Source organism: Planomonospora antibiotica (genome assembly GCF_014647955.1).
Taxonomy (GTDB): domain Bacteria; phylum Actinomycetota; class Actinomycetes; order Streptosporangiales; family Streptosporangiaceae; genus Planomonospora; species Planomonospora parontospora.
On sequence record NZ_BMQE01000004.1, the window covers coordinates 257,971 to 269,887 of the forward strand.

Annotated in this window: 11 protein-coding genes and 1 tRNA gene; all 12 read right to left on the reverse strand. The window is 71.8% G+C overall.

The genetic code is table 11. From position 1 onward, the window contains the following. Window positions 1-49: 49 nt before the first annotated feature. The 12 genes from IEZ06_RS05865 to IEZ06_RS05920 all read right to left on the reverse strand — a co-directional run bounded on the left by IEZ06_RS05865 (window position 50) and on the right by IEZ06_RS05920 (window position 11,900). Window positions 50-1,054 carry a WecB/TagA/CpsF family glycosyltransferase gene (locus tag IEZ06_RS05865; RefSeq protein ID WP_229797813.1) on the reverse strand — a complete coding sequence of 335 codons (1,005 nt, stop codon included), beginning with the start codon at window positions 1,052-1,054 and terminating at the stop codon, window positions 50-52. Between the two features lie 50 nt (window positions 1,055-1,104). After that, window positions 1,105-2,049, reverse strand: coding sequence for a glycosyltransferase family 2 protein (locus IEZ06_RS05870; protein ID WP_189235601.1), 945 nt, complete (start codon window positions 2,047-2,049; stop codon window positions 1,105-1,107). Continuing rightward, on the reverse strand, window positions 2,046-3,008 hold the full coding sequence (locus IEZ06_RS05875) for a sulfotransferase family protein (RefSeq protein ID WP_189235602.1): 963 nt from the start codon (window positions 3,006-3,008) through the stop codon (window positions 2,046-2,048). Before IEZ06_RS05875 ends, IEZ06_RS05870 begins: the two co-directional genes overlap by 4 nt. 111 nt (window positions 3,009-3,119) lie before the next feature. Continuing rightward, entirely contained in the window at window positions 3,120-4,382 is a 1,263-nt protein-coding gene (gene cysN, locus IEZ06_RS05880) for a sulfate adenylyltransferase subunit CysN (RefSeq protein WP_189235603.1), read from the reverse strand. Window positions 4,383-4,443: 61 nt separating this feature from the next. Further along, window positions 4,444-5,358 carry a sulfate adenylyltransferase subunit CysD gene (cysD, locus tag IEZ06_RS05885; RefSeq protein ID WP_189235604.1) on the reverse strand — a complete coding sequence of 305 codons (915 nt, stop codon included), beginning with the start codon at window positions 5,356-5,358 and terminating at the stop codon, window positions 4,444-4,446. A 33-nt stretch (window positions 5,359-5,391) separates the two neighbouring features. Then, window positions 5,392-6,225, reverse strand: a complete 834-nt coding sequence (locus IEZ06_RS05890; protein ID WP_189235605.1) for a 3'(2'),5'-bisphosphate nucleotidase CysQ — start codon at window positions 6,223-6,225, stop codon at window positions 5,392-5,394. Continuing rightward, window positions 6,225-7,631, reverse strand: coding sequence for a sugar transferase (locus IEZ06_RS05895; protein WP_189235606.1), 1,407 nt, complete (start codon window positions 7,629-7,631; stop codon window positions 6,225-6,227). Before IEZ06_RS05895 ends, IEZ06_RS05890 begins: the two co-directional genes overlap by 1 nt. A gap of 154 nt (window positions 7,632-7,785) precedes the next feature. Beyond that, window positions 7,786-8,400 (reverse strand): aminoacyl-tRNA hydrolase, encoded by a 615-nt coding sequence (pth, locus tag IEZ06_RS05900; protein ID WP_189235607.1) that lies wholly within the window; start codon window positions 8,398-8,400, stop codon window positions 7,786-7,788. A 53-nt stretch (window positions 8,401-8,453) separates the two neighbouring features. Next, window positions 8,454-9,074: a 50S ribosomal protein L25/general stress protein Ctc gene (locus IEZ06_RS05905; RefSeq protein ID WP_189235608.1), complete on the reverse strand. Its 621-nt coding sequence runs from the start codon at window positions 9,072-9,074 to the stop codon at window positions 8,454-8,456. A 160-nt stretch (window positions 9,075-9,234) separates the two neighbouring features. Then, window positions 9,235-10,212: a ribose-phosphate diphosphokinase gene (locus IEZ06_RS05910; RefSeq protein ID WP_189235609.1), complete on the reverse strand. Its 978-nt coding sequence runs from the start codon at window positions 10,210-10,212 to the stop codon at window positions 9,235-9,237. Next, window positions 10,209-11,663: a bifunctional UDP-N-acetylglucosamine diphosphorylase/glucosamine-1-phosphate N-acetyltransferase GlmU gene (glmU, locus tag IEZ06_RS05915; RefSeq protein ID WP_189235610.1), complete on the reverse strand. Its 1,455-nt coding sequence runs from the start codon at window positions 11,661-11,663 to the stop codon at window positions 10,209-10,211. Before glmU ends, IEZ06_RS05910 begins: the two co-directional genes overlap by 4 nt. Before the next feature lie 164 nt (window positions 11,664-11,827). Then, window positions 11,828-11,900 (reverse strand) — tRNA-Gln (locus tag IEZ06_RS05920). Window positions 11,901-11,917: the final 17 nt, after the last annotated feature.

An 11,917-nucleotide genomic window follows, 5' to 3' on the forward strand; every position in this document is an offset into this window, starting at 1 on the left:
GCACGAAGGGCACGGAGAAACGGCGTGAAGCGTCAGGAGACCACGGTCTTCAGGAGAACAGCCGTTTGAACAGGCAGACGGTGAGCAGTTTCAGCGCGAACGGCAGGTCGTCGACCAAATAGCGGCGGGCCAGCCGGCCCGGCTCGCTGAGCAGCCGGAAGAGCCACTCCAGCCCGGACCGCTGCATCCACTCCGGCGCCCGGCGCACGGCCCCGGCGGCGAAGGCGATGGCCGACCCGCAGCCGATGAACCAGGTCCCCGGCAGTTCCTCGCGGAGCGCGGCGATCAGCCGGTCCTGCTTGGGGAAGCCCAGGCCGACGAAGACCACCCGGGGCCCGGCGGCCACGATCGCCGCCCGGACCCGCTCGTAGCCGTCGGGGGTGTCCTCGAACCCGTACGGCGGCGCGTCCACCCCGGAGACGAGCAGTCCCGGGTAGCGGTCCACCAGCCTGACCGCGGCCTGCTCCGCCACGCCCGGCGGACCGCCCAGCAGGTAGATCGGGTAGCGGTAGAAGGCCGCCGCCTCCGACAGGGACCAGATCAGGTCCGCGCCGGTGATCCGGCCGGGGACGGGGGTGCCGAGCAGCCTCGCCGCCCACACCAGCGGCATGCCGTCGGCCACCGCGAGATCGGCACCCTCGACCAGCCGGCGCAGTGCCTCGTCGCGGGCGACGGCCCGGCTGATGTCCACGTTCGGGGTGACGATGTGACCGCCCTCGCCCCGTTTCAACGCGGCCACCGCGTGGTCGACCACCTCGGTCTCGGTCATCGGGTCGATCGCGACGCCCGCCACCCGGACGCGGCGGCGGAGCCGCCTGCGGGTGGCCTTGTCCGGCCGCGGCCGCTGCCGCGGGACCGCCGCGCCCGCGGAGGCCGCCGTCTTCCCCGGCCTCGCCGCCTGCGCCGGGTCCGCGGGGAGCGCCGTCTTCCCCGATCTCGCCGCCTGCGCCGGGTCCGCGGGGAGCGCCGACTTCACCGACTTCACCGACTTCACCGACTTCACCGCTCTTCCCGGCCCGAACCTCCCGGCCGGGTCCTTCGGTCCCGTCGCCATCGCGAGGCACCCGTCCGTGGCCACCGGGGCGTGGCCTGCTCCGGCCCGCATCAGATGCCGTGTCCGTGGTGGTGCAGGCGGCTGAGGACCGCCTGGGCGGGCACCAGGCCGAGCGCCACGGCCAGGGCGATCGGCGCGCGGGGTTCGCCGCGCCTGGCGGTGAAGGCCCGCCAGGCCCAGCGGCCCGCCTCCCTCCGGCGGCCCAGGGCCGCGTGGTGGAAGGCGAGTTGGCCGTAGATCCGCGCCGCGCCGCGCGGGTCTACGGCCAGATCCGGGTGCCGGGCGAGCATCCACTCGAGCCCGGCGATGCGATCGGCCCAGCGGGTCGCGTACGTGGAGCCGCCCCAGCGCACCTGCACCAGCGGGCGGTCGACGTGCACGATCGGGTGGCGGCCGGCGGCGCGCAGGGCCAGGTCCCAGTCCTCGTTCTGGCCCCCGGGAGCGCTCTCGTCCACCCAGAAGGCTCCGCGCCGGAACAGGAACGTCGAGGAGTGGACCATCACCATGCGCGAGCGGACGAGCTGCTCACGGGTCACCCGGCGGGTGCCCGCCAGCCGCGGCACCCGCCGGGAACCGTACTCCACCTCGATGGCGCAGCTGGCGAACTCCGCCTCCGGCGCCGCCTCCACCGCCGCGACCTGCGCGGCGACCTTCCCCGGCAGCCACCGGTCGTCGTCGTCGCAGAAGGCCACCAAGTCGGTGCCGAGCGCGGCGATGCCGGTGTTGCGCGCCCCCGGCAGGCCGGGGGTGAACCGGTTGGCCAGCACCCGCACGCCGCGCTCCGGCGGCGGGGTCTCCCCCCGGACCGCCAGGGCCCGGCCCGCGAGGAGGTCGGCCACCTGGCCGGCCACCCGCGACGGGTCACCGCCGTCGGCGACGATGACGATCTCGACGGAGCCCGGGTAGTCCTGCGCGAGCACGGCGCACGTGGCCGCGCGCAGCTGGTCGGGCCGATCTCCACGCGTGGGGATGACCACGCCCACCGATGGACTCACGAGAGCCTCCAGGGATAGTCGTACTTGAGCATGAGGGGCCAGGTCAGCGCGGTGACCAGGCTCCGTTGCCGGGGCGGGGCGCCGGTGCGCCAGCCGTCGTCCCGCGTCAGGCCGATCCGGCCGACCGTGAACCGCACGGGGTTGCCCGAGGCGGTGTGCGCCACCGACAGCTCGGCCTCGCCGTCGCCGAGGAAGCCCAGGCTCGGGCGGACGCCGAGCCCCGCGGCCAGGCGCCGCAGCGTTCTGGCGGGAGAGCCCAGCAGGTCCTCGTAGCGGATCCGGGTGACGGGCACGCCCTCACGGGCCAGCAGCTCGAGACCGAGGTTCTGGGTCAGCCAGTGCATCGAGGTCCGGGCGGGCGACCAGATGGTCATGGGGGTGCCGTCCTCCGGTCGCGCGACCCGGCGCCGCCAGGAGTGCGCGACCGCGCGGGGGTCTCGCACGACGTGCACGACGTGCACGTCGACTCCGGCCGCCGCCAGGCAGAACGCCAGGGAGGCGTGTTTGCTGGAGTCGACGACGAGCGGGCTGTCCGCGACCTCGGCCGCCGCCTCGTAGAGCCTGCGGTAGGCGGTGGCGTACTCGCCGAGCTCCTCGGTCACCGTCGGCGACCGCCACGCCCCGGCGCCCGCCCGCTCCTCGGCGAGCAGCCGGGCCAGGCCCGGGATCCGCCGGGTGCGGTCCACCCGGCGCCTCAGCTCGAGCACCCGCTCGGCCCGCTCCGCGGACCACCCGCCGAACGCGCGGTCACCGACCTTCAGCCAGAAGGGGCACGCGCCGAACGGCTCACCGCAGCCGCAGGCCTCGTCCGCCAGCACACCCCGTGCCCAGAGGTGGACCACCTCGCCGAGGGCGACGCAGCCGGGGAGCTCCCCGAGCAGGCGCTCCAGCAGCGTGGTCCCGCTACGGCCAAGCCCACCCAGGAAGACCACCCGGGTGGGCTGCGGACGAACAGACACAGGCACGAATCCTCACCGTTATGGATACGGAACGTGCCGACGATATCGCGGAGAGTAACCTCGCAGTCAGTGAACGGTCAAAGGATCTACCTACGGCGGGTGACCGGCCGGTTACCGCACCTCGACGATCATGCCCGCCGCGACGGTGTTGTTGGTGGCCTCGTCCACGAGGATGAAACCGCCGGTGAGACGGTTGCGCGCGTAGTCGTCCACGAACAGCGGCTGGGTGACGCGCAGCGAGACGCGGCCGATCTCGTTCAGGCCGAGCGCGGTCGCCGACTCGTCGCGGTGCAGGGTGTTGACGTCGAGCCGGTAGTGCAGGTCCCGCACCAGCGCGCGGGCCGTCCTGGTGGTGTGCTTGATCGTCAGTTTCGTGCGCGGGGCCAGCTTGGACGCGTCGGTCATCCAGCAGACCATCGCCTCCACCTCCTGCGCGACGTGCGGCTGGTTGTTCGGGCGGCAGATCATGTCGCCGCGCGAGATGTCGATGTCGTCCTCCAGCCTCAGGGTGACCGACATCGGCGCGAACGCCTCCTCCACCGGGCCGTCGAACGTGTCGATGGACGCGATGCGCGTGGTCAGCCCGGACGGCAGGTGCACGACCTCGTCACCGGGCTTGAGCACGCCGCCCGCCACCTGCCCCGCGTAGCCGCGGTAGTCGTGGAAGGCCGGGTCGGTCGCCTTCTGCGGGCGGATGACGTACTGCACGGGGAAGCGCACGTCGACGAGGTTCCGGTCGGAGGCGATGTGCACGTTCTCCAGGTGGTGCAGGAGCGACGAGCCGTTGTACCACGGCATGTTCTCCGACCGGGAGACCACGTTGTCGCCGTGCAGCGCGGAGATCGGGATGAACGTCAGGTCCGGCGCGTTCAGCTTCGAGGCGAACGCGGTGAACTCCTCGCGGATCTCCTCGAACCGCTCCTGGGAGTAGTCGACCAGGTCCATCTTGTTGACGGCCAGCACCAGGTGGGGGACGCGCAGCAGCGTCGTCAGGAACGCGTGCCGGCGCGACTGCTCCAGCACGCCCTTGCGCGCGTCGATCAGCACGACCGCCAGGTCCGCCGTGGAGGCGCCGGTGACCATGTTCCGGGTGTACTGGATGTGCCCGGGGGTGTCGGCGATGATGAACTTGCGCTTGGGAGTGGCGAAATAGCGGTAGGCCACGTCGATCGTGATGCCCTGCTCCCGCTCCGCCCGCAGGCCGTCGGTGAGCAGCGACAGGTCGGTGTACTCGGTGCCCCGGTCGCGGGAGGTGCGCTCGACCGCCTCGAGCTGGTCCTCGAAGATCGCCTTGGAGTCGAAGAGCAGCCGCCCGATCAGGGTCGACTTCCCGTCGTCGACACTTCCCGCGGTGGCGAAGCGAAGGATGTCCATCAGTTCTGCTCTCCAGAGGTCGTACGGCGTGCGCTGGGGGACGGGGAGGGGAGGTGCCGCATCAGAAGTAGCCCATCCGCTTGCGGTCCTCCATCGAGGCCTCGGAGGCGCGGTCGTCGGCGCGGGTGGCGCCCCGCTCGGTGATCCGGGTCGCGGCGATCTCCTCGATGATCTCCTCGACGGTCGCCGCGGTGGACTGCACGGCGCCGGTGCAGGTGATGTCGCCGACCGTGCGGTAGCGGACCGTCATCTCCACGAGCGGCTCGTCCTCGTCCCGGGTGACGAACTCGCTGTCGGCCAGCAGCATGCCGTCGCGCTCGAACACCTTGCGCGTGTGCGCGTAGTAGATCGACGGGATCTCGATGCCCTCACGCCGGATGTAGTCCCAGATGTCCAGCTCGGTCCAGTTGGAGAGCGGGAAGACCCGGATGTGCTCGCCCTTGCGGATCTTGGCGTTGTAGAGGTTCCACAGCTCCGGCCGCTGGTTCTTCGGGTCCCACTGGCCGAAGTCGTCGCGGAAGGAGAACACCCGCTCCTTCGCGCGGGCCTTCTCCTCGTCGCGGCGGGCGCCGCCGAACACCGCGTCGAACTCGTTGTCCTCGATCGCGTCCAGCAGCGTGGTGGTCTGCAGCCGGTTGCGGGAGGCCCGGCGGCCGGTCTCCTCCACCACGCGCCCGGCGTCGATCGAGTCCTGGACGGACGCCACGACCAGGCGCGCGCCCAGCTCCGCGGCCCGCCGGTCGCGGAACTCGATGACCTCGGAGAAGTTGTGGCCGGTGTCCACGTGCATCAGCGGGAACGGGATCGGCGCGGGCCAGAACGCCTTCTCCGCGATGCGGAGCATCACGATGGAGTCCTTGCCCCCCGAGAAGAGCAGACACGGTCGCTCGAACTCCGCCGCCACCTCACGCATGATGTGGATGGCCTCCGCCTCGAGGACATCGAGCTGCGACGTGGTGTAGTCGCGCTGAAGCATCTGACTCTCCCATCGGGGATTGGGGGTGCGCCCCTATCGGTGCAGATCCCGGATTCCGGCGAGCAGCGTTGGCGCCAGTCCTGGTAGGGATACCAGAATATCCGGTAGTGAGGGGTCGTCCTGGTTGTAGGTCAGCGCTGAGCCGTCGATCCGGCTCGCGTGGGCCCCGGAGGCCAGCGCCACCGCGACCGGAGCCGCCGAATCCCACTCGTACTGACCCCCGGCGTGCACGTACGCCTCCACCTCGCCGGTCAGCACCGCGGAGATCTTCGCCCCCGCCGAGCCGATCGGCACCAGGTCCGCGCCGACCAGGTAGGCGAGCTTCTGCACGAACTCCGGCGGACGCGTCCGGCTCACCGCGATCCGCACCCGGCCGCCGCCCGGCCGTGCGACCGGCTCCGGGTCGGGAGCCGCCGCCTCCGAGCCGGGGGCCGCCTCCGGGCCGGGGAGCGGGCCGGGCAGCACCGGCGGCTCCGCCGTGGAGAGCGTCCTGCCCTGCGCGGGCAGCGCCACCGCCCCGGCGGTCAGCACGCCCCGCTCCCACAGCGCCACGTGGACCGCCCAGTCCTGGCGGCCCTCCTCGGCGAACTCACGGGTGCCGTCCAGCGGGTCGACGATCCACACCCGCTCCGCCGACAGGCGGCGGGAGTCGAGGCGCTCCTGCTGGGTCGCCTCCTCCGACAGCACGCTGTCACTCGGGCGCAGCCGCGCCAGGGCCTCCATCAGGAACCGGTGCGACTCGGCGTCGCCCCGCGCACGCAGCGCGGACGGATCGCCGAAGCCCTCCCCGTCCCGCAGCGCCAGCAGCCTCTCGCCGGCCTCGGCCGCCAGATCCCCGGCCAGGACGTGATCGTCGCGAATCGTCATCAGTATGCTCCAGCCCCTCGCGCGACAGCCGACCAAGTCTTCCACAGGATCTGCAGGTCCAGCATGAGGGACCAGTTCTCCACGTAACGCAGGTCCAGCCTGACCGATTCCTCCCAGCTCAGGTCCGACCTCCCGCTCACCTGCCACAACCCCGTCATCCCCGGCCGGACCAGCAGCCGCCGCCGGACGTCGTCACCGTACCGGGCCACCTCCTCCGGCAGCGGCGGGCGGGGGCCCACCAGCGACATGTGCCCGAGCACCACGTTGATCAGCTGCGGCAGCTCGTCCAGGGAGTGGCGGCGCAGCCAGGCGCCGACCGGGGTCACCCGCGGGTCGTTACGGATCTTGAACAGCACCCCCCCGTCGTCGCTCATCAAGGTGATCTTCCGCTGCTCCGCGTCGGTCACCATCGTCCGGAACTTGTAGATCATGAACTCCGCGCCGTCCCGGCCCACCCGCGTCTGCCGGAACAGCACCGGCCCCGGCCCCGACATCCGCACGGCCAGCGCCAGCGCCAGCAGCAGCGGCGCCAGCAGCACCAGCAGCGCCCCCGCCCCCACCCGGTCGAAGAGCATCTTGACCACCTGGCGCAACCCCGCGAGCTCCGGGTGGTCCACGTGCAGCAGCGGCAGGCCCGCCACCGGGCGGATCGTGGTCCGCGGCCCCGCCACCTCCATCAGCGCCGGGGCCACCACCAGGTCCGTGTGCGTCTTCTCCAGCCGCCAGGCCAGCCGCCGCAGCGCCGTGCCGTCCATCTCCGGGCAGGCCAGCACCGCCACCGTGTCCGCGTCCGCCTGCCCCACCACCAGCGGCACGTCCGACAGGCCGCCCAGCACCGGCACCCCCGCCACCTCGGGACCGCCGCCGCGCGGCACGCACACCCCCACGACCTCCATGCCGTGGTAGCGCTCCCGGCGCAGCCGGTCGACCAGCTCCGCCGCCGCCACCCGGTGGCCCACCGCCACCACCCGCCGCATGCACCCGCCCCGGGCCCGCCTCCGGTGCAGGGACCGGCGCAGGCCGTAGCGCGTCAGCAGCGTCAGCACCGTGGCCAGCGGCACCGCCAGCACCACGTAACCGCGCGCCACGTCGGTCTTCGTCACGTACGCGCCGACCGCGAGCGCAGCGGTGATCATGAAACCGCACTGCAGGACCCGCTGGAACTCCTCCGGACCCAGACCGATCAGCCTCGCCTCGTAGGCCCGGTTCAGCGCGATCACGCACACCCACACGACGGGCAGCGCCGCGCTCAGCACCATATAGGGGACGACGTACGGCGTGACCTCGCCGAACCGCACGAAGAACGCCAGAGCGCCTGAGAGGGAGGCGCACCCGAAGTCGGCGACGACCGCCCGCGCCCGGTGGCCGCGCACCCAGACCGGCTCCCGCCAACGCGCCGCCGGCACGGACCCGGACACCACATGGAGAGCCGTTACGTCGCGCACGCACCCCTCCGCGTAACCATTCGTCTACGGACAGTAATGGAATGGTATCGGCGAGAAGGAAGAACGGGGGGCGAACGCCGGAACGCACACCCCCGCGAGCCGTCCGCCGTGCCCGCTAGCGGGGCGGGCCCGCCGGCTTCAGATCGACGGCGTGGAAGGTGTTCTGCGTCGCCTCGAGCCCCACCCGGACCAGCGACTCCACCACATCCGCCGCCCGGTCCACCAGGAACGCCAGGTCCTTGCGCTCCGCGGTCGCGAAATCCCGCAGGACGTACGCCGCGGTGTCCATCCGGCCCGGCGGACGGCCGATGCCGAACCGCACCCGCAGGTAGTCACGCGTCGCCAGCGACTTCGTGATCGACTTCAGCCCGTTGTGTCCGTTGTCGCCCCCGCCCAGCTTCGCCCGGAGCGCGCCGTACGGCACGTCCAGCTCGTCGTGGACGACGACCACCCGCGCCGGATCGACCTTGTAGAAGTCCGCCAGCGCCTTCACCGGGCCGCCGGACAGGTTCATGAACGACAGCGGCTTGGCCAGGACCGCCGGGGCGCCCGCCAACCGGCCCTCCAGCACCTCGGCCCGCGACCGGTGCGCCTTGAACCGCCCCCCGGCCCGCGCGGCCAGCTCGTCCAGCACCATGAACCCGGCGTTGTGCCGGTTCCCGGCGTACTCCGGCCCCGGATTCCCCAGGCCGACCACCAGCCAGCGGTCCACGGCCGGCACCCCTTTCATACGCGTCAGGGCAGCCCGCTTCCGGACCGCCCTGACAGGTGTAGCAGAGAGAACTACTCGGCGGACTCGCCCTCGGCGGCCTCGGCGCTCTCGGCGGCCTCGCCCTCGGCGGACTCGGCGGCCTCGCCCTCGGCCGGCTCGGCGGCCTGCTCACCGGCGATGATCAGGACCAGCGCCTCGGAGTCGGCGGCCAGCGTCGTGCCCTTCGGCAGCTTCAGGTCGCCGGCGGTGATCTGGGTGCCGACCGCCAGGCCGGTGACGTCGACCTCGACGCCCTCGGGGATGTGGGTCGCCTCGGTCTCGACCGAGACCGAGACCATCTGCTGGTCCATCATGCCCTCGGAGACCTCACCGACCACGTTGACCGGGATGTCGACGGTGACCTTCTCGCCGCGCTTGACCAGCAGCAGGTCGACGTGCTCCAGGAAGCCCTTGATCGGGTCGCGCTGCACGCCCTTCGGGATCGCCAGCTCGTCGACCGCGCCCTCGAGACGGATCAGCACGTTCGGCGTGCGCAGGGCCAGCAGCAGCTCGTGGCCCGGCAGGGACAGGTGGCGGGGGTCCGTGCCGTGCCCGTAGAGGACGACGGGCACCTTGTGCTCGCGGCGGATCTTGCGGGCGGCGCCCTTGCCGAAACCGGTGCGCGACTCGGCGGCGATGACTACTTCAGACACGGCAGATCTCCTAGGGATCCTCGACGGTGAAAGCGCGCTCCCCCTCACCCGCCCTAGCGGAAGGCGTTACGAACGCGCGCAACCTGCACAGCCTATCGGCTCGCCGCAGGGCTTCGTCCGCCTCCCCGCGGGAGACGGACGGCGACCCCGGCCGACGCGCCTAGCTGTCGCCCTCGAACATGCTCGTCACCGAGCCGTCGCTGAACACCTCGGTGATCGCCCGCGCGATCAGCGGCGCGATCGACAGGACGGTCAGGTTGTCGAACCGCTTGTCCTCCGCCAGCGGGAGCGTGTTCGTGACGATGACCTCGGAGATGCGCGAGTTCTTCAACCGGTCCACCGCCGGGTCGGAGAAGACCGCGTGCGTCGCCGCCACCACCACGTCGGTCGCACCCTGCTCGTACAGCGCGTCCGCCGCCTTGCAGATCGTGCCCGCCGTGTCGATCATGTCGTCGATCAGCACGCAGGTGCGGCCCCGCACCCGGCCGACCACCTCGTTCACCTTCACCTGGTTGGCCACGTCCAGGTCGCGGCGCTTGTGGATGAAGGCCAGCGGAGTGCCCAGCGTGTCCGCCCAGCGCTCCGAGAGCCGCACCCGGCCGGTGTCCGGCGACACCACCGTGGTGTTGGCCAGGTCCAGCTTGTCCTTGAGGTAGTTGACCAGCACCGGCATCGCGAACAGGTGGTCCACCGGGCCGTCGAAGAAGCCCTGGATCTGCGAGGTGTGCAGGTCGATCGACATCAGCCGGTCGGCGCCGGCGGTCTTGAACAGGTCGGCCATCAGGCGGGCCGTGATCGGCTCGCGGCCCCGGCCCTTCTTGTCCTGCCGGGCGTAGCCGAAGAAGGGCATGATCACGGTGATCCGCTTGGCGGAGGCGCGCTTGAGCGCGTCCACCATGATCAACTGCTCCATGATCCACTGGTTGATGGGCCCGGTGTGGCTCTGGATCACGAACGCGTCGCAGCCCCGGACCGACTCCTGGTAACGCGCGTAGATCTCACCGTTGGCGAAGTCGCGCAGCGTGGTCGGGGCGATCCCGATCCCCAGGTGGTTGGCCACCTCCTCCGCCAGCTCGGGATATCCGCGCCCGGAGAAGAACATCAGTTTCTTCTCACCGGTCTGCTTGATGCTGCTCATTCGGAGGTGCTCCCCTGCTGATCTCCGGCCTCGGCGGCCCGCTGCGCCGCCTGCGCCGATCTGGTGCCCGGGCGCTTGCGCACCGTCCACCCTTCAATGTTGCGCTGCCGACCGCGGGCCACCCCGATCGCCCCGGCGGGGACGTCGGAGTCGATGACCGAGCCCGCGGCGGTGTAGGCGCCGTCGCCGATGTTCACCGGCGCGACGAGCATGGTGTCGCACCCGACGAAGGCGTGGTCGCCCACCGTCGTGTGGTGCTTGTTCACTCCGTCGTAGTTGACGAAGACCGAGGAGGCGCCGATGTTCGCCCCGGCGCCGATCGTGGCGTCGCCCACATAGGACAGGTGCGGCACCTTCGAGCCCTCGCCCACCCGGGCGTTCTTCAGCTCGACGTACGTCCCGGCCTTGGCCCCGCGGGCCAGCACGCTGCCCGGCCGCAGATAGGCGTACGGCCCGACGGCCGCCTCCGGACCCACCTCGGCCTCCACGCAGACCGCGTTGCGGACCACCGCCCCCTCGCCGACGACCGTGTCGGTCAGCGTCGAGGCCGGACCGATCTCGGCGCCCTCCCCGACGGTCGTACGGCCCTGCAGCTGGGTGCCCGGATGGACCACCACGTCCTGCCCCAGCACGACGTCCACGTCCACCCACGTGCTGGCCGGGTCGACCACCGTCACACCCGCCCGCATGTGCCCCTCCAGCAGCCGGGCGTTGAGCACCCGCCGCGCGAAGGCCAGCTGCACCCGGTCGTTGACGCCCTCCACCTCGACGTAGTCCGCCGCGACGTGCGCGCCCACCCGGTGGCCGTCCTCGCGCAGGATGGACAGCACGTCGGTGAGGTACTCCTCGCCCTGGGCGTTGGAGGCCGACACCCGCTTGACCGCGTCGGCCAGCAGCAGGCCGTCGAACGCGTAGACGCCGGAGTTCATCTCCCTGATCGCCCGCTGCTCCGGGCTGGCGTCCTTCTCCTCGACGATCGCCAGGACCGCCCCCGAGGAGTCGCGGACGATCCGCCCGTATCCGTGCGGGTCGGGGACCTCCGCGGTGAGCACGGTGACGGCGTTGCCGTCCTCGGCGTGCCGCTCCAGCAGGCCCGCCAGGGTGCCGGTGCGCAGCAGCGGCGTGTCCCCGTAGGTCACCAGGACCGTGCCGGCGACCGTGCCGACGGCCTCCAGGACCGTCCGCACCGCGTGGCCGGTCCCCTTCTGCTCCTCCTGGACCACGGCCAGCGCGTCGGGGCTGCTCACCGCCAGATGCGCCCGGACCCGCTCCCGCTCGTGGCCGATGACGACGATCAGCCGCTCGGGCTCCAGCCCCCGGGCGGCGGTGAGCATGTGGTCGACCAGCGTGCGGCCGCACAGCTCATGGAGGATCTTGGGTGTTCTCGACTTCATCCGGGTGCCCTCGCCTGCGGCGAGGACGATGACGGCGGCCGGACGCGGCACACTCACGGGCGAGGCTCCCTCGGCATCGCGGCTGAGACATGACGAAACGGGGTGACCGGCGGCTACCACCAGGGCACCGCACCGTCACCCGCTCGACAACGTGAGGATACCTTCCCCCCGGGGATCCCCCCAGCCGACCAGCCGCCCACCGAACCAGACAAACATCACAGTTCCGCCGCCTGGACTCGAACCAGGACATCCCGACACCAAAAGACGGTGGGCTGCCAATTACCCTACGGCGGATCACTCGGACAGATCTG